20 protein-coding genes are annotated in these 17,579 nt (G+C 32.4%); 10 read left to right on the forward strand and 10 right to left on the reverse strand.

Going from position 1 to position 17,579, the window contains the following annotated elements:
• Positions 1-323: 323 nt before the first annotated feature.
• Complete coding sequence (locus F1Z66_RS10705) at positions 324-1,250, forward strand: 6-bladed beta-propeller (RefSeq protein ID WP_159357449.1); 927 nt, start codon at positions 324-326, stop codon at positions 1,248-1,250.
• A 2,160-nt stretch (positions 1,251-3,410) separates the two neighbouring features.
• Complete coding sequence (locus F1Z66_RS10710) at positions 3,411-3,644, forward strand: hypothetical protein (protein WP_149863613.1); 234 nt, start codon at positions 3,411-3,413, stop codon at positions 3,642-3,644.
• Between the two features lie 4 nt (positions 3,645-3,648).
• On the opposite strand, the gene F1Z66_RS10715 is transcribed toward F1Z66_RS10710, so the two are convergent.
• Positions 3,649-3,831 carry a hypothetical protein gene (locus F1Z66_RS10715; protein ID WP_149863614.1) on the reverse strand — a complete coding sequence of 61 codons (183 nt, stop codon included), beginning with the start codon at positions 3,829-3,831 and terminating at the stop codon, positions 3,649-3,651.
• 311 nt (positions 3,832-4,142) lie between these two features.
• Here F1Z66_RS10715 and F1Z66_RS10720 point away from each other — a divergent pair, with 311 nt between their 5' ends.
• On the forward strand, positions 4,143-4,424 hold the full coding sequence (locus F1Z66_RS10720; RefSeq protein ID WP_149863615.1) for a hypothetical protein: 282 nt from the start codon (positions 4,143-4,145) through the stop codon (positions 4,422-4,424).
• A 323-nt stretch (positions 4,425-4,747) separates the two neighbouring features.
• Here F1Z66_RS10720 and F1Z66_RS10725 read toward each other — a convergent pair whose 3' ends face one another.
• A complete protein-coding gene (locus F1Z66_RS10725; RefSeq protein WP_149863616.1) occupies positions 4,748-4,942 on the reverse strand; it encodes a YwbE family protein in 195 nt (64 codons plus the stop codon).
• 1,493 nt (positions 4,943-6,435) lie between these two features.
• Here F1Z66_RS10725 and F1Z66_RS15580 point away from each other — a divergent pair.
• The 5 genes from F1Z66_RS15580 to F1Z66_RS10745 all read left to right on the forward strand — a co-directional run bounded on the left by F1Z66_RS15580 (position 6,436) and on the right by F1Z66_RS10745 (position 10,696).
• On the forward strand, positions 6,436-6,582 hold the full coding sequence (locus F1Z66_RS15580; RefSeq protein ID WP_154670550.1) for a hypothetical protein: 147 nt from the start codon (positions 6,436-6,438) through the stop codon (positions 6,580-6,582).
• 333 nt (positions 6,583-6,915) lie between these two features.
• Entirely contained in the window at positions 6,916-7,506 is a 591-nt protein-coding gene (locus F1Z66_RS10730; protein ID WP_201448569.1) for a dihydrofolate reductase family protein, read from the forward strand.
• A gap of 675 nt (positions 7,507-8,181) precedes the next feature.
• Positions 8,182-8,946 carry a class I SAM-dependent methyltransferase gene (locus F1Z66_RS10735; RefSeq protein ID WP_149863617.1) on the forward strand — a complete coding sequence of 255 codons (765 nt, stop codon included), beginning with the start codon at positions 8,182-8,184 and terminating at the stop codon, positions 8,944-8,946.
• A gap of 309 nt (positions 8,947-9,255) precedes the next feature.
• A complete protein-coding gene (locus F1Z66_RS10740) occupies positions 9,256-9,756 on the forward strand; it encodes a cupin domain-containing protein (protein ID WP_149863618.1) in 501 nt (166 codons plus the stop codon).
• 460 nt (positions 9,757-10,216) lie between these two features.
• Positions 10,217-10,696 carry a VOC family protein gene (locus tag F1Z66_RS10745; protein WP_149863619.1) on the forward strand — a complete coding sequence of 160 codons (480 nt, stop codon included), beginning with the start codon at positions 10,217-10,219 and terminating at the stop codon, positions 10,694-10,696.
• Between the two features lie 81 nt (positions 10,697-10,777).
• Here the strand turns inward: F1Z66_RS10745 and F1Z66_RS10750 are convergent, their stop codons facing one another.
• On the reverse strand, positions 10,778-11,020 hold the full coding sequence (locus F1Z66_RS10750; RefSeq protein ID WP_149863620.1) for a hypothetical protein: 243 nt from the start codon (positions 11,018-11,020) through the stop codon (positions 10,778-10,780).
• Positions 11,021-11,160: 140 nt separating this feature from the next.
• Positions 11,161-11,313 carry a hypothetical protein gene (locus F1Z66_RS15585; protein ID WP_154670551.1) on the reverse strand — a complete coding sequence of 51 codons (153 nt, stop codon included), beginning with the start codon at positions 11,311-11,313 and terminating at the stop codon, positions 11,161-11,163.
• Positions 11,314-11,518: 205 nt separating this feature from the next.
• Between F1Z66_RS15585 and F1Z66_RS10755 the strand changes: the two genes are divergently transcribed.
• Entirely contained in the window at positions 11,519-12,583 is a 1,065-nt protein-coding gene (locus F1Z66_RS10755) for an adenylate/guanylate cyclase domain-containing protein (RefSeq protein WP_149863621.1), read from the forward strand.
• 535 nt (positions 12,584-13,118) lie between these two features.
• Here F1Z66_RS10755 and F1Z66_RS10760 read toward each other — a convergent pair.
• Positions 13,119-13,370: a hypothetical protein gene (locus tag F1Z66_RS10760; RefSeq protein WP_149863622.1), complete on the reverse strand. Its 252-nt coding sequence runs from the start codon at positions 13,368-13,370 to the stop codon at positions 13,119-13,121.
• A gap of 511 nt (positions 13,371-13,881) precedes the next feature.
• Positions 13,882-14,862 (reverse strand): hypothetical protein, encoded by a 981-nt coding sequence (locus tag F1Z66_RS10765; RefSeq protein ID WP_149863623.1) that lies wholly within the window; start codon positions 14,860-14,862, stop codon positions 13,882-13,884.
• A gap of 369 nt (positions 14,863-15,231) precedes the next feature.
• Between F1Z66_RS10765 and F1Z66_RS10770 the strand changes: the two genes are divergently transcribed.
• Positions 15,232-15,570 carry a hypothetical protein gene (locus F1Z66_RS10770; RefSeq protein WP_149863624.1) on the forward strand — a complete coding sequence of 113 codons (339 nt, stop codon included), beginning with the start codon at positions 15,232-15,234 and terminating at the stop codon, positions 15,568-15,570.
• 2 nt (positions 15,571-15,572) lie between these two features.
• On the opposite strand, the gene F1Z66_RS15590 is transcribed toward F1Z66_RS10770, so the two are convergent.
• The 4 genes from F1Z66_RS15590 to F1Z66_RS10785 all read right to left on the reverse strand — a co-directional run bounded on the left by F1Z66_RS15590 (position 15,573) and on the right by F1Z66_RS10785 (position 17,486).
• Entirely contained in the window at positions 15,573-15,719 is a 147-nt protein-coding gene (locus tag F1Z66_RS15590) for a hypothetical protein (RefSeq protein ID WP_154670552.1), read from the reverse strand.
• 51 nt (positions 15,720-15,770) lie between these two features.
• Positions 15,771-16,076, reverse strand: coding sequence for a hypothetical protein (locus F1Z66_RS10775; protein WP_149863625.1), 306 nt, complete (start codon positions 16,074-16,076; stop codon positions 15,771-15,773).
• 403 nt (positions 16,077-16,479) lie between these two features.
• The gene (locus F1Z66_RS10780) at positions 16,480-17,007 is read right to left on the reverse strand and encodes a hypothetical protein (protein WP_149863626.1); all 528 of its coding nucleotides are present in this window, start codon (positions 17,005-17,007) and stop codon (positions 16,480-16,482) included.
• Positions 17,004-17,486: a hypothetical protein gene (locus tag F1Z66_RS10785; protein WP_149863627.1), complete on the reverse strand. Its 483-nt coding sequence runs from the start codon at positions 17,484-17,486 to the stop codon at positions 17,004-17,006. The genes F1Z66_RS10780 and F1Z66_RS10785 overlap by 4 nt, the downstream gene beginning before the upstream one ends.
• Between the last annotated feature and the right edge of the window lie 93 nt (positions 17,487-17,579).

A 17,579-nucleotide genomic window follows, 5' to 3' on the forward strand; every position in this document is an offset into this window, starting at 1 on the left:
GAAAAATCCATTGAGAATTATTTGGTTAGGGTCTGCCCATTGGCATTGTCATTGCACAAGGATATTCATACTGCAAAAAGTCCAAACTACCCTTAATTTTTTCATGGTAAAATTTTTCATCTTAATTTATCCTTTCTGGAATTTATTTTGAAATCATGTGATTCATATTTTTTTCTAAAGTAAATTGAAATTTTTTCCTACCTCTCAATACTTGCGGTACATTGATAGGAGCTATTTTATAGCAATGGTTACTACAGAATTACTAAATGAATATGATTCATAAATTCTTAGCCATAAGTTTTGTATTAGGGTATTCATTATTAATGACGTCTGATTTCTTTACTACAAAAATAGTGGCACAAACAACCTCATCACCCCCTACCAACCAGAATTTAACTTTTGCTTACTATACAAACTGGGGATCTGCAGGTGAAGAGGATGGGCAATTTGATGGACAAAATGATGTTGATTACTTCAACGGCAAGGTCTATGTACCTGATTATGCCAATCATAGGATTCAGATTTTTGACCCTGAAGGAAATTTTTTGGCCAAATTTGGTGAAGGAGGTGAAGGTGATGGGCAATTCCACAAGGCATCTGCTTTATCCATGGATTCTGAAGGTAATATCTATGTGGCAGATCAATTCAATTACAGGATTCAAAAATTTGATGTAAATGGCAATTTTATTACCAAGTGGGGATCTGAAGGTACTGGTGACGGACAATTCTTACATCCACATGTTCCTGCAAATGATGCCGAAGGCAAGCTATTTGTTACTGATCGGGATCAACCAAGTGTACAAGTATTTTCTCCAGACGGTGAGTTTTTGCATAGGTGGGGATCTGAAGGAGAAGGCAATGGTCAACTTTCAAATCCTGAAAGTTCAATAGTGGATTCACAAGGTGATGTCTATATTGCCGATTATGGAAATAATCGAGTACAAAAATTTAGTAACAATGGTACATATCTATCTCAATGGGGCACAAAAGGCACTGCTAATGGCGAATTTCAAGGACCATCGGGCTTGTCAATTGACAAGGATGACAACATCTATGTAACTGACAAAAACAACAATCGAGTTCAGGTATTTACAAACAACGGTCAGTATATTACACAATTTGGCAACTCCACTTTTGGCGAAGGTAGTCTCTTAGACCCTGAGGGTGTTGGCGTAGATAAAGAGTCTGGTACTGTGTATGTTGCTGACACTGGAAACACACGTATAGTAGTGTTCAAGCCTATTAATTAACTGAATTCCTTTTCTTTTTTTGTATATTATATTTTGTATTGTCCCTTAATTCGTTGTTTTACTATATTGCTATAACAATTATATTATTCAAGTTATTTTTCTGGTGACCATATTTATTTTTTTATAGACAAATTATTTACAGGGTTAAGATCATATTACTATGACATCATTGCTGAATTGACGTGTTAATAAATGATTAGTAATTCATTTTTATTTATAGATAAGAATGTAGTTTATATAAATACAAATAGAAGTACAAGTACAAATACAAGTACAGAGATTTTAATTCGCGATAGTAAAATCCTAAATATAGTTTAGTAGTATTGTTCCAAGAAAAATAGGTTATCATATTATTAAACATCGTGGGAGTCATGTTATCATAATTATTAAAAAAGATGATATAATCTTAGAGAACTAATTCTGTGATTATTTTATTATTTCATAGAGAATCTGGCATATTGTTTATTAACTTTAGTTAAGATATTTTGAATAGTATCCTAGAGAAATAGTATTAAAGGCTACATTCATGTGATAAGTATCTATCGTCAAAAAAACAGTAGATTCGCAACTACCTGTTCCAAAGGCTTTAGGCACAAAAGCATGGGACTTGGAAACCCTATATCTGAAGGGTGACGGCGCCGTAAGATATTGATACCTTTGATACTTCTAAACTAGGATTTTATTATTAAATATGTTGGTATAAATATATGCCAATGCTTTTCACAGATTATTAAAAAGATGTAATATATTGTAACAGAGGTACAAAAAACAATCTTGATTTCAATGAATTCATTCTTTATTAATAAGCAAATCATTCTTCTGTCATTTAAAAAATTTGTAAATACAAATAGAATAATCCCCTTTGCAAAACGAATTTTCGCAATAAATTAAAGCCTTAAATTTTGACAGTTCCCATGCACCTCATAGATTCGAAGGTCACAGAATTAATCATCTACAGTACTTTCCCATTTGATTCTTGATCATGAGTATCGATCAATCTTTAACAGAAGTTTTGTTATTTTTAGAATCCACATTAAATGCAAATTCAATATGGAAATTTGGACTCATAATATATCTATACCAAACTCACCAGACAGGGTATTGACAGGTATTTTAATGCCATTATTTACAATCATGATCTAAAAATCATTGACTCAAAGTAGTACACTATCAAGGTAATTATTCGGGTGATTAGATCCTTTTTGAACAACCTTTTTATTTAAAAATAAAATTACAATTTTGATGATTGAAGTAAGTGACTCTCTCATTGAAAAGGCAGTTGATATTACAATGGGATTTTCTTTAGGAATTTTGGCATTAATTTTACATCGACATGCTGATAGGCATGTACATGCTAAAATAGAATAACTGCATGAATATGTAATCTAAGAGGCTAACAAGTTGATACGGGAAATTTACAAATCGATGGAGAAAGAACAGGTGATAGACCAAAAAGTCCAGAGGTTGGTTCAAGAACAACAAAGAATAATTAAAGAGATATACAAGATATAACAATTTCAAGGAAAATGAATATGGAGGGGTTGTTTTGTTACGGCCTTACATACTGTACTTCTGGATTAAATAATCACCATCAGACATTCTGGATAGATATTCACGATTAAATCAATCGTCATACCTCTCCACATATTAGAAAAACTACAAACATTTCATCGGTTATTTATAACACGATCATGTGCTGATAGAGTGACTATTATAAGCCAGTTCCGTGTTTGGCTCCCTCACTCCACCATAATAATGACCTTCGGTGAACGGAACAGAAAACCGGGTCATCGTTTCGCACCTACTTAATATATTATAATACATAGTAATAAACTTTTAGTTATTGCCAATACTTACCAAGAATTATCAATATCTATAATATTATCTTCAATTTACGGAGGCGGCCCTGTTCATTAACGAAATCTTATAGCTTGAAGATGCTTATCTCCTTTATGATTACCAGAAATAAAACACCTTCAAAATATGTCTGCTATGGACTACATCCATAGTTTTCAGGTCTTTCTCTTAGAAAAGCCTCTGAAAGATTATCTAAATTGTTTAAACGAAATCATGTTTCCATCTGAAATTAAATTCAAAAGTATCAAGTTATAAGAATCTCGTCGAAGAGAAAAAGGATTAGAATTTATCGTCGACGAGACTTTGCTTAGGGTTGGTTCAGAATATGTATGGCTCTGGGCGGCTATTGAACCAGAAACTAAGCAAATACTCTCGCTATCTTTATCTAAAGAGAGAAACATATTTGTATTCGAAAGATATCCTTCAGGTTTAGTAAAAATCCACGAGAAGCATCCTGTATCCAAAACAATTGATATTCTTGTTGTTCCTCAAGGCCAGTATAACCATATTACCTTGTCCTATAGACACCCAATTTAGTTTTCTATTGAAAAAAGGTTAATTGTTTAATAGTTCCCATGCACTTCACAGATTCAAAGCCCAGTGAATTTATTTTATTATGTAAGATCCCATTTACCTCAAGCATTTGAATAGTAAATTCACTAGCAGCATTGGATTTGAAAACACTTATCACTGAACCCATCGGGCGAAATGAAGTACCTGACATAATACTAAACTTCCAAGACTCAGAATTTGTTAGTCAATCTCAAATACTTTTTTTTAGATTATGAGGTTGATGAATAATACCAATTATATCCAAAAATACGAAATAACTATTTTTTGGCCAAACATTATCAAAAATAAAAATGAACAGGAGATGCTTAAGATATGTTGATCAAAAATTATGTTGTTATGACAGCCATAACCATAGTATTGATGAGTGGACTAGTTTCAAGTACGCTATATGTTTTCAGAGTGCCGCCAAAAGAAGGATTTTTATGAAGTCAGGATTGTAAACTCGGAGGAACAAAGGGCGGTATGTTCCCAGTTACTTGTTGTTGGCATGATGATAAAACTCAAACTAATTATTGTCAAACATGTGTGTTCGTATATTCAAATTCAGAAGGGAATGGTAGTTATCAAGATTGTAATGAACCAGAAATTCAAATGCTAGATATACCTCCAAATAATCCACCAGCCTCACCTAAAGGTCCATCAGTACCGATACAAGATGAGGGAGTACTGGAACAGCCAGATAATCCAAACAAAGGAAGTGTAATGAACTTGCCTAATAGCGGTGAAAGGACTTTGGATAACTAAATTAGTTAAGTCGATGGGAATTTATTTGAGGGTCGTCTGTCAGTAAAATCCATATTAATGGTCTGGTATCGTGCTAAAGTACACCGGGCCCGTTTAATTGATGTGCTTCCGTTGCGAAGTGATCTAAATCTTGATGATGAATAGCAAATTTAAGTTTAAGATTTGCAATTCTTTTTCTTTAGTAGAATCCCACTTATACCAATATCAGCACTAATCGCCACGTATGAACACCACAGTGTTTTTGCGCGGTTGCTTTCATTCACTATAATTATTCTTAAAGCGCTAGAGTAAGATATCTCCCATGCCTTAACTTTACCAACTTATTAGCGGAGCAACTCTTTCACTCTACCAACAATCCCATTTTCTAAAACGACCTTAATTCCATGGGAATGGGTCATAGATTTTGTCAGTATCTCCTTTACTGTGCCTTCTGTCAACTTGCCGGTCTTTTGGTCGTTCTTTTGCACTACTCTTACTATGGAGCCTATCTTAATATCATGTCTGCTGTTTTCATTCAATGAATTTATACAACCAAAACTATTACATATAAAAGAAAGGAGTTCTTTACTGGCTCCAATTTGAAATGAAATATTATTACAGTTTATGAACAATATTGGGCCACGCCAAACAGATAAATACAAACTTGATTATGTTAAGCAGAAATATATGCTTAGTTGAACTACTTTTGAGAAAACTCATTTGTATTAGAATCCCATCTCCACTTGGAACTTATCCCCAAATACAAAAACCAAATCCTATTACCCATAGTAACAATATTATTATTTGGAGAGATTTAAAATTGTCAATGCCTTATATAATTGATGTTTGGTTCATACTGTTTTGATGTTTTAAGCTTTTGATTTAGCATTTATGACCTACCTATGTCATAATATTATAGCACGAGCAGATCATTTATGTCGGTTATCTGAGTCAATAGGCATCATTTTGTTTTACACAAATTTGTCATTTTAAATCCTTCCTTTTAACCACTTGTCAGACAGTTTAAGTAAATTTTGTTTATGTTTATCACAATTATATATTGTAATTTTAAATCCATACAATCTTATTGTCGTTGAGCCTGTTGCCTGGTTTTTACATTCCATATATTGACACATTTCATTCTCGTAACTCATTTTATTACCACATCTCTAACAGGATCTAATATACACTCATGTTTTTTTCTGTTTTGATAGTATTCATCAAACATACATGAATAGATAGGATAATTTACAAAACTATTGTTTATCTATTTGATATGAAATCACTATTTCAGATAATAAAGAAGTTTAAGGCTACTGGATAAACTAAAACTTTGAACAATGTCAATGGAATAGATTTATGAAACGAAGACGAAGACGAATCAATAGTGTTTGTAGACAATAAATTTGTTTAAGCAATATCAATTCTATAATAGAAAAGAAAATCGCCCTTTAAATCTACCCACAACCCTTCTTTTCTTTTTATTAGAACTATCAATCCAAATTTCGTAAACCTATTTTTATTACGGAATTAATCTACCTGCAGAGAAACTAGGGTCCAAATTTCTATTGAACCTTGGATTGTGTCCCCACATGCACAAAGTAAATGATATCTAATATCATAAAGATAATATACTTAGTATCGCTTTAACCTTCCCTCCAAACACTCAATTCAAATGAGAAGAAGTATCAATATTATAAATTAATAATATCAAAGAGCACCTGCAAAACGAATTTGAATGAATTAATCGTGTATGGAATCAAGTATAAATCGTGCTATTTGAATTCGAATGCACATGTTAAATTCTTTGACACTATTGAATATATTTAGATAAGAACCTTCTATGTCAGATAAAATGTTAAATTTTGATTGATTGCATTCTTGGTCATATGTAATATAGAACCAGTAAAGAAGATTGAAGAAGAAAATGGTGGGGCAATAACATAGAATAGGACGAATTTTACAATTGCTGGAATACTTGTAAACAGGTTTGGATTCACCGCAGTCCCGGCAGATAATGGTGCTTCTGATCTTGAAATTGTGTTTAGCAATCGAAGATCCGTCCCAGACCTTAAAAAAAACTAGCACTTTTGAACATTCATTGGCAATAAAATTTCGCAAATTTGCTAACAAAGCCTTTGGAATTGACTTGGCACTAGAGGACCTCCGCCCCCTTTAAATGAACTTCTGGTAAACTTGTATGAAAAGAAATAGTTGAGAATAAATGAGATATTTATTTAGTCTTGTAACTTACATTTTTAGTTTATAGAATGCATAAAGAGGGAAATTTTTTTTGTGAATTGTTTCAAAACATACAAAAGATATCGTGTAATCTAAAACTTAATTCTAATATACTTTTGATCCGGTGTATACTTATTAGGCATTCATATGTTCTATTCCTTATGACTAATCCTTATCTTTTCTTACAAGTATATTTTTTTGAATCAATGGTATTAAGTAAGAATGAGAAAGCAGTTTCTTCAAATTGAGAAGTAAAGGGACGAGAATATAGATGAACGATAACAAAACACCAGTGAGAAAATTGCGGCTGCAGGTACACATGTCTATTGATGGTTGTATCGCAGGACCAAACAACGAGATGGATTGGTTAATTTGGGATAATGGCTATTTAAAATACATCGACAATATAACCGAATCAGTTGATACCATAATCATGGGACGAAAAATGGTTGATGGGTTTATTCCATTTTGGACGGAAGTAGCAAGCAAACCAGATAACCCCATGTATAAAATCGCTAAAAAGATGGTTGAAATTCCTAAAGTTGTATTCACTAAAACATTAAAGAAATCCGATTGGCAAAATACAGATATTGCAACAGGTGACCTTAGAGATGAAATTGCAAAATTAAAGAATCAAGATACTCGAGGAGATATCATAGTATACGGTGGGATATCTTTTGATTCCTCTCTAATTAAAGAAAAACTAATTGATGAGTTTTACTTATTTATTAATCCTATTGTATTGGGAAGTGGAAAAACTATATTCAAAGATACTGCAGAGATCCAAAAGCTTTCATTAATCGAATCAAAGGTGTTTGATTGCGGTCTAGTTTTGCTCCACTATGAAGTAAAGAAAAATTGAGAAGAAGATAAGATCCCATTTAATTTTACAGTTTTATTTGTTAGAATCGGATTCGACCTTGAACCGTATCTCCACATATCGCTGAGTAATCACTTACACCTAGTAGGCGGACCGTAACAACATCAACGTCCAAAACCAAGAAAAATCTAGTAGTAACGCAGCAGCACAGAGCTAAGTTCAAAACCATGATCTTTTTTTAATATGAATATTCAGTTATCAAGTATCCTTACAATATCCTTTGCATTTAACATGTCCGTACTTAAAGTAAATATATTAATAAAGCCTAGCCCATCTATAGGCTAATAGATATTTATGTCCTCCTTATATGGTAAGATATAATGCTTCTCTCATAATATTCTTTGTTGTTTTCTAGCTCAAATTAACACTAGATCTGTCAATATGTTATCATGAGAATGATTGATACTTGTATTAGAACCCTATTACCAGAGGGAACTTTATCCCCACGCGGCCAAACTAGATGATACTATATTATGGTAAAAACATATGATTCATCGTCATTGAAGCCTTCATCAAACTTCCATGTCAAATTGGATCAAAATTCTATTCACTTTTGAACTTCATCTGTCATCATATCTTATTATTGTCTAATAACATCCAAATGTTGATTTGGTCTTCTTAAATAAAGGCACAACTCATCTTTAATGAAGAGATAAAATGGATTCGCACAATGAAGATGTGATTTCAGAGTTTACAAAACAAGCATCTACTTCTCATAATATTTTTTCACATTCTAATGATTATAGTTTAAACCTTATGATTAGATTTAGTGAACCCACTCCTTACGATACTGTTTTAGATGTTACATGTGGAAATGGAACTGTTGCATTTGAATACGCGAAGCTTGCAAAGCATGTAACTGGAATAGATATAACCCCTTCGATGATCGAACGTGCAAGGATTATCCAAAATGAAAGGCACTTAGACAACATGGATTGGAAGATTAGAGATATCTCTACGTTGCCCTTTAAGGATAATTTTTTTTCAATAGTTGTTACTAGAGGAAGTTTGCATCACTTAATTGATTCAAATAAAGTTATTGAGGAAATGTATCGGGTATGCCAACCAGGTGGAAAAATCTTAGTCACAGATATTACAGTTGATGAGAACAAACAGTACGATTTCAATAGTATCGACAAAGTGAAAGTGTTTTCATATACTAAGGCGTTAACACTTGAAGACATACGAGAAAAGAAGAAGAGTTTATGGGCGATCAATATACGATCAGAACAATTTGATTCAAAAAGGAACCTGAAAATGAGTTTATCATCATCTAATATCAAACCTGAAAGGTTAAATAAAAATATCCCACTTAAACCGGATTTAGATATTAATAACATAGGCAGAAAAAGTCAGGCAGTAGATGACCATGTTCATCATCATCTTCCAATATCAACGGTCATGGGAATAAAGGAAAAATGATCCTTGTTACTATTAATAGAAGATAATTGTTTTTCAATGCTATCAGAGATTTATAATCAACTACTGGTTGATTCCCTGCACATTTGTGACCTTTGTTGAAAGCAGACTCTCTTCAACCTTGAATCACTTCCAAACGGCTGAAAACTGTTTGTAATTTCTCAGATATTTTGTATCAAACTTTGACCACATGTCCACATGATATTATTAATAGCGATTATGAAATACTTGTAATAAGGAAATACTGCTTAAAACACCTTTGATTCTAGAAAATACCTATAATTTTAAATTCATGTGCTATCAGGTTAAAATATGGAAAGCACAAACAATTCCATTATTGCCATAGCTGATCTGGAAGGGGACAGCGTATCAATAGTAGGAGATACTTATCGAATTATAATCGGAGGTGAGCAAACAGGTGGTGCTTATTCTCTTGTAGATATGTTGATTCCACCAAATGGTGGTCCACCACCTCATTCTCATGCCAAATTCCAAGAGGCATTTTATGTAATGGATGGAGAGATTGAGGTAATTACGAAGAATAGAAAATATACTGCTTCAAAGGGTTCATATGTAAATATTCCGTTTTATGGACCAGTGCATAAATTTACTAACAAAACAAAAAAGATAACCCATATGTTATGCTTTATTACGCCATCTGGTATGGAAAAAATGTTTAGAGAAATAGGAAAACCAGTTCCTGCAAACACATTCTTACCCCCTTTACACATGACTTCCGAAGAACAAAAACGGGTTCAGAGTATTGCAGAAATGTATGGACAGAAATTATACCCTCCAGATTATTTGGATTAAAATATCCAAGTTTTTTCGTTTTTTCTTTGATGGTTGTCCCAGTAAATTCATATATTATTTTATTACGTCTCGATTAACAAAATTAATTAATACATTAGAATCATACTACTACAGGGAACTTAATCCCCACGCGCCCAAACTAAATGATACCATATGTGGTAATGATATTCACTATCCTACGGGTTTGAATCTTATCCTAATATGCCCAAACTAACTCCTGAATTATCAGGCAAGGCTAGTACGGCACAAACCCTCACGGATGAGACATGTGTTCTAAATTTTTGGATCTTTGCTCTATGGAACAGGTTTGTATCTGAAAAGTTTGTGTTTAATTTGAAAATTTACTATATTTATGAATTATTGCAGTATACATTTACACTCTTGCTGATTTTTATATTATGGAATTTATAAGCATTCTATGATTAATCTATATAAAATTAAAATGGAGGAAACCATTTAATTGCAGAACGTACAAAGAATAAGCCCGTTTCTGTGGTTTGAAAATCAAGCTGAGGAAGCAGCCAATTTTTATATATCGATTTTTAAAAATTCCAAAGTTGATAAAGTTAGTTATTATGGAGATGCAGGCCCTGGACCAAAAGGCAGTGTTATGGCCATATCTTTTGAGCTTGATGGTCAAAGATTTGTAGCACTAAATGGCGGGACTCCATCAAAATTCACAGAATCAATATCTTTTATGGTAAGTTGTGATACCCAACAGGAAGTAGGTGAATATTGGGACAAACTATCGACTGGAGGTCAAAAGATACAATGCGGCTGGTTGAAGGATAAATATGGTATATCGTGGCAAATTACGCCAGTAGTTTTGATGGAAATGCTAAGTGATCCTAATCCTAAAAAATCTCAAAAAGTGATGGAGGCAATGCTTCAAATGGAAAAAATTGATATAAAAAAAATAAAAGATGCCTACAGTCAATAATTAAATCGATGATAATATAATGAATTTATTTCTTAAATTCAATTTTATTGTCTTGTTGATATTAAATGATCTTATTTACCTTTAAGGTGCTGTTAACTTAGCGTTTATCATCTCCTTATTGTGATAGTTGACAAATAGATTCAGCCAGTTCCTCGCATGTTTTAGTTTGCAGTTCTTTCTTTTGCATGGAAAGTAGTCGTCAATGCATTTGGTTCTGTCTTTGATGTACTGCACAGTTCTTTCGATAATGCTTTTCTCTTCTTTGTAAAAAAAGAATGCAAATGGTGTTTCAGTTTCAAAAACTTGCAAGCCATCGGGTACCATGTACCGCCATCTGTGGGTACTGGATGTTTTCTGTGTATCTTGACCAAATCCAAAAGATATCGTTTGGCAACAAACATGTATCTTTCCTTGGATATATTGGCAAAATAAGTGCGAGAATTTCCCTGTTTTTTTTTTTGGTTCTATAGATCCAGAGCCAATATGTACTCTGACCCCACCTTGATTAGCGTCTCTTCTATACAATGGATTCTACGATCTTCTTTTTCCTTGAAGATACTTCTTTGGATGGTACTTTTGAACTCAATTCCAGATTGAGGCGTAATTCCGGTTGACAAAACATGACTGCCTTTTTAAAACACACCATAATGATAGCCCTGAAAAATACAAATACAGACCATAGCATACATATTCTGAAGGTGTTGTGTTTCTAGTCTTCACACAAAAGAGATAGAACATCTTCAAGCTATAGACTTGTCGTTAAATGAACAGAACCATAATTCTCATTGAATACATATAAAAGTGAATTGTTTTCTAATATATGTGAATTCGATAAATAGCCCGGATATCGAAATTCATCCAAACAAAACAATCATTTCATTATATGAGTCTAATATTCCAGTTGAAACGATTGCATTGCAGCTAGACTTGAGTATAGAAGAGATTAAAGCCGCGATAGTGACATATCGAGATATAAACAAAGCTAAGGAAGAATCAGTTCTGCAGGCATCAAAAGTACCTAAATTAGGCATGTTGTTACTAGATACTGTTTTTGATATCGAATCTGCGATCAAAGATGCTCAAAAAAGAACATGGTATAATATTAAGGTGAAATCTGAATTCAATATTTCCCAGGAAAAGACACAAGAACTATTGGAGAGCTTTATCGGTACAAATGTTATATTAGTGATATTGCATATAGATCTTGTAGGTTCTACCGACCTTTCAATGAATTTGCCTCTTAAGAGGCTTGTTCCAATAATACAGGCATTTACTCAAGAAATGTCTCTGGTAATAGAGGCTTACGGTGGATATGTTTTAAAGTATGTTGGAGATGCAATTATGTGCTTCTTTTTTACAGAAAAAGATGATCTATATCTTCCCTGTACAAATGCTGTTGCTTGTGCCTATTCAATGATAACCATAATTCAAGAAGGGATGAACACTATTTTAGAATCAAATGGTTATACAGAACTGGGTGTAAGAATAGGCATTGATATAGGAGAAAACGCAATAGTCCAATATGGTTTGAGACCGGAGACAGTAACTATTACTGAAAACGTTACTGGTATCAATACAATTCAAAATAGAGAGAAAGGCGACAATAAAGTGAATCAAGATAATAATATTAGAAAGAAAAACGACATTACAGTTCATAAAAAACCACACTTAGACATTATAGGGTATACAATAAATATCGCTTCGAAAATGACAAATTTTGCAAAGCCAAATCAAATAATCATAGGAGAGGAAGTTTATGGAAACCTTGACATCCAAACCAAAAGCAAGTTTAAAAAACTAAATATTAGAAACATTGATTGGAATTATGTAAATAACGCTACTGGAAATACCTATGAGCTATATGTAGATAATAGTGTTCAAAAGTAGATTTTTGGTGTTAATAGTGTTGAATACATATGTTAACTATGCTTGATAAAAAAATTTCAAATTCAATCAAAGCCCCGTATATCTTTCTGAGTTTATATAATAAAATCCCTAAATGTATTAGAACCTTATAATCAGTAGGAACTTAATCCCCACGCGCCCAAACTAAATGATACTAAATATGGTAATGGAAGTCTATTTTGATGTAATCTTAGCGATTTCTTTACTCAAAATTTGTTTAATGATATAAAACTCGGTCTGAATCAATTTTCATACATATTCTAAAGCTACTAGAATAAAAAATGAAATATTGTGCCAGATGTCAATGTATTCGGTGTTGTCATTATAATACATCATAAAACGGAAGAATCCAGGATGATGAAGTCATAACAACATTGATTGAAAGAGATTTCATAAATTTAAGATTTTAAAAAGAAAGTAGGGGAAGAATCGATTCAATCTATTGTAAATGATCTAGATTTATCGTATTAACTTAACAAAGAAGGGAAATATGAATAAAAAAATCTATACCAACCACTTATTTGCAGCTGCCGTGGGTCCAGCCTACTTCATATCCTTTACCGAAGTCGCCTGCATACTTTGATTTTGGTAAGCATTTATCATGATCAAACCAACCGCCTTTACAACCCTCAATCCAATCACTAGATTTTCCTGTCTGGGCGGAACAAGAAAATGATGCAGCATCTGCATTTTGAATCATTATCAATGGAGTTAATGCCATCGATGCGACTGCTATAGCAATAAATAATAACCTTATTTTAGTATCCATTGCCTTTGATATAGTAGTCTACTATAAAAATATTATGAGATATTTCACTATTTGATCTTTCAAGATGGAAGACCTATAATTATTATTGAATTATAAGATAAATTTCACTTTTAGGGTTAAAAAAATATCAGGATCGTATGGGAGGAATGCCAGACGGATATCTTTGTATTCTATGAAATTTGCTAATACATTCAAGTTACCCATTGTTTCATATATTTTACCCTAGAGTTCTACCACTGGGAACTTAATACCCATGCACCAAACCTGAAGATACCTAATATAGTAATGAGAATTTATCGATACAAATATCTCGTATTCTTTTAGTCCCGACCTGATTTTATTATCGATTTTTGCGATATTCTCTGGACCCTAAATAATTTCTTTTTTCTTCAGGTAGGGTGTCAGAAGTTTTCAAAGATATTGAGTAATCAAAGATTAATCCATAAAAAGATTCAATTTAATTTCGATGATGCGGGAGAGTTTGCATACATATAGATCATGAAACTTCAATTTAATCACTGGTAGCAACCTTTAAACTCATCACTTCATTCCAATATTTTTCAAAAACTATTTCTTGCACGAAAATGATGGATTCCTCAGTAGTAAAATACCCCATCATTTGATTAGATGGTTTAATACTACATCGCAGCATCGATTTCCCATCGCTTATTACAGTGAATTCGCTATACTTATTCAATAGATGCGAAAATTCATACTCTATTTGCTGATCCAAACCTAAGCCATTAATAAAATTGAATTTACTTTTGATATCCCGATCAACATTGTTGGATAGGATTCTAATTCTTACTCCTCGTTTTAATAAAACCGAAATTTGACTTAGAAAATCAGTGGTCAAGATTATTAGATTTAGTAGTTTTGAGGAGGAAATCAGTAACAATTCATTTCTACTTTGTTGTATTAGTAAGTCTATTTGTTTCTTGATTTCCTTAGCGTTTGTTAATGAGTTTTGATAGTCAGGAATACTTTGATATTCTAACTCTTTAGTCCGGGTGGATAAGGGTATTGCTATATCCCACATCTTATTAAATAGATCTTGCTGTCGATCTACTAGTGCTTTGGAATTGCTCCATAATGTTTGATCTGGTTGTTCGCTCTCTTTGTGAAAAATAAAAACCATATATGCTCTCTCATCAAAAATTCCAAAGTTGCCCTTTATTTCATCTATATGTTTGATTTCATGGAATTTTATTGTGTTTATGAAGTCGATATTTTCCTTATTTACATCTACTATCATTCTTGCTTTAATCCCATTTTCCTCAATTTTTCTGTCGATCATATCAATCCCCTCCTTGAAATATTTCAATATGAAACTATACACTAGGGGATCAATGACTGTGTCATATCCTTTTTCTGTTATGCTGATAGAATCAACTACCATTTCAAGCATCATTTTGGGATCAGCAATTACATCCGTGATTTGAGGATGGCGGTATTTGGATTCTTTTAATTGACGAAAGGTTAATTCGTCCACTATATTGCTTTGTCAATACATTTTATTAAAAAGTTTCATAGTCTATTCCGAATTATCAGATTTTGTTTTGTATACATTTGCTTATATTCTTGTACGATTTTATCGACCAAGATTTGTGCTCTGTAAACAAAGTTTTATTTTGATTTCGAAATTATATATCTCCAATTTATTGAATCTAATCATTGGAGTATGTTCAATCACAAATAGAATATATGCAAATTTCTTGAATCAGCAATTATCATTGCAATTACGATGTTTATAGCAAATGAAATTAGTTTATAGTTTTGTGGAGGACTCAACGGCCAATCAATTGATTGCATCTAAAATGCGATATCCTGTAATAACTGATATAATACTGATCCTTATCTAATGGATAAAATCGTCCGTAGAGGTTTACCACACATTAAAAAGGGTCATCAGACAGTATGGAACCCTGCAATATTTGATTCTGCTTACAAATACTTTCAAGATGGATTTAGAATAGTTGAAAAACAAATTGAGAACAAGGAAATTCGATTAGACCTAATAGTTAAAACCACACCTGAAAATGTCGAAAGAGTGAGATCTTTAACCTTTCCAAATTTGCGTAACGTAGATAATCTACTGAGAAATATGGCTATTGCAAGCCCGGTTGGATCCTATAATATACTTTTAACTAATTTTTTAAATCAAAATAATCGATATCAAAGTTATAGTCGAATTGCTTAGGGTTATTCAAATAGAACCTTGGCTCCGTAATTTTTTTCTAGCAATTGAATCAAAATAGGATCCTCAATTCCGTTCTTCTTGAGATCCTCAATATTACATGATGCTATTTCTCTAAAGAAATTTTCGAATCCTGCGGGTAAATAAGTCACCAGCAATTTTCCATGTGAATTATCCTTCTTTTTAAAAGACCTCGGAATATCTTATTCTAATTTTAAAACTATTCCTTCAGTTCCACGAATGTTTTGTTTACCATAAAGAATTTCGAAATCACCGTGAACCACACAAACTATTACAATTTCCTGGCTCTGTATATGGAGGGGGATTTCTTTCTCATTATCGCCTTCGGGGAATAGAATTTCTATTATTGAATATTCATTCCCGGTTTTGTCTCCCGATATTATAGTCTTGAATGTAATCCCATCTAAATCAAATTTTGGAAAAAAGTTTTCATGATTAATGTCAAAATTATTATTCCTAGTTTGTATTTTGGAATTACTTTCAATCAATATCATTTATTTAGCAATTCAAAGATTTAATCTTAGTGGATTGGGTTTGACATGGTCTATAACAATCTACGGATATTCGCCTTTCAAATACTTCTTAACTTTAGAGATCCTTAAAAAGGTGATAATTATTAATTCTTTGAAAATTTAACATGGTTTCAAACATATCAGTTGTATAGATTTGAATTGACGCATTAATGATATAATCAATAAGTTATTGAATAACCATATCTCATAAAGTGCCCCAATAATATAGTTCTAGACTGGATTATATAGAACATTGCCGGAAGAATGGATTAGATTCAACCTTGAACCGTGTCCCAACGCGGCCAAACTAAATGATACCATATATAGTAACATAAACGCGGTAGATGATATAATGATGCGATAATTGTTATTCATTACTTCAAGACTCTGCTTCATTCCAATATTTCTCAAACATTAATTGTTGAACTAAGACTGCGTGTTCTTGATTTGAAAAGACTGCAATCAGTAAATTATCCTGGTTGTAGTTAACACGAAGTAAATTTTTATCATTAAATATCATGATCATTTCATTTAGGTCTCCTATCTTATTTGAAAATCCTAATTGAATCGGCCTGATCGATTGTAATGATTCATTTATAGAAGCAATTTGCTTTACCAAATACTCGTCTACGTTTATGGCAAGAATTTTAATTGAGATACCTCTTTGTAAAATGGAAGATAAGGACTTTATAAAACTAAATTTATTTAAAAGAAGACATAGGAAATTGTTCGATGAAAGCATTGTCAAATCCTTTTTACAGGTGAGAGTCAAGACTTCTATTTCTCTTTGAATATTTTCAGAATCTCCTGTAATTCTTTTAGTGTCTTTCTTGTTTTCATATTCTAATTCCTTCTTTCTTATGGCAAATGGTATGGCCATGTTCCACAATTCTTCAAATATTTTCATCTGTTGGTCTGCGAGAGTTCTAGAATTGCTAAAGTCTGCACAGATTCATCATTCTGTTTGTTTAGTATAAATGCCATATATCCCATCTCGTCACGTATTCCAAAATTTCCTCTCAATCCTTCCAGATGTCTGATTTCTAAGAAGGGTAACGTGTCAAGAAATCCTTTATTCTCAAAATTCACATCAGTAATTAATCTACATTTTATGCTCTTTTCTTTTACTCTTTGTCTCACAAGTTCTAATCCTTCTACAAAATACTTGGATGCCCATTTACACATCTCTGCATCCCATACTGTGTTATAGCCTAATTCGGTAGAATTCAATCCATCCATAGTAATTTCAAGCATAATCTTGTAATCTTGAATAACGTCAGTTATTACTGGATAATAATAATTGGACTCTTTTAACTGCTTGAGCGTTATTTTATCCACTGCATTGTCTTTAAATCCCATTTTATTAAAGATTTTAATTACCTTCACAATTTCCAACATTACTAAAGCAATTGTTTCTCTTTGGAGATGTGATACAATTCAATGTTATATACGATTTATCTATAAGAAAATTATTAAATA

It is taken from the genome of Candidatus Nitrosocosmicus agrestis (assembly GCF_008389435.1).
In the GTDB taxonomy this organism is placed as follows: Archaea; Thermoproteota; Nitrososphaeria; order Nitrososphaerales; family Nitrososphaeraceae; genus Nitrosocosmicus; species Nitrosocosmicus agrestis.

What these genes read in the sequence shown, in the direction of transcription:
- F1Z66_RS10735 (WP_149863617.1), top strand. Translation starts at nt 8,182, where the DNA reads ATGGATTCGCACAATGAAGATGTGATTTCAGAGTTTACAAAACAAGCA.
- F1Z66_RS10730 (WP_201448569.1), top strand. Translation starts at nt 6,916, where the DNA reads ATGAACGATAACAAAACACCAGTGAGAAAATTGCGGCTGCAGGTACAC.
- F1Z66_RS10720 (WP_149863615.1), top strand. Translation starts at nt 4,143, where the DNA reads ATGTTCCCAGTTACTTGTTGTTGGCATGATGATAAAACTCAAACTAAT.
- F1Z66_RS10770 (WP_149863624.1), top strand. Translation starts at nt 15,232, where the DNA reads ATGGATAAAATCGTCCGTAGAGGTTTACCACACATTAAAAAGGGTCAT.
- F1Z66_RS10780 (WP_149863626.1), bottom strand. Translation starts at nt 17,007, where the DNA reads ATGAAAATATTTGAAGAATTGTGGAACATGGCCATACCATTTGCCATA.
- F1Z66_RS10740 (WP_149863618.1), top strand. Translation starts at nt 9,256, where the DNA reads ATGGAAAGCACAAACAATTCCATTATTGCCATAGCTGATCTGGAAGGG.
- F1Z66_RS10715 (WP_149863614.1), bottom strand. Translation starts at nt 3,831, where the DNA reads ATGTCAGGTACTTCATTTCGCCCGATGGGTTCAGTGATAAGTGTTTTC.
- F1Z66_RS10705 (WP_159357449.1), top strand. Translation starts at nt 324, where the DNA reads ATGACGTCTGATTTCTTTACTACAAAAATAGTGGCACAAACAACCTCA.
- F1Z66_RS10750 (WP_149863620.1), bottom strand. Translation starts at nt 11,020, where the DNA reads ATGGTACCCGATGGCTTGCAAGTTTTTGAAACTGAAACACCATTTGCA.
- F1Z66_RS10760 (WP_149863622.1), bottom strand. Translation starts at nt 13,370, where the DNA reads ATGGATACTAAAATAAGGTTATTATTTATTGCTATAGCAGTCGCATCG.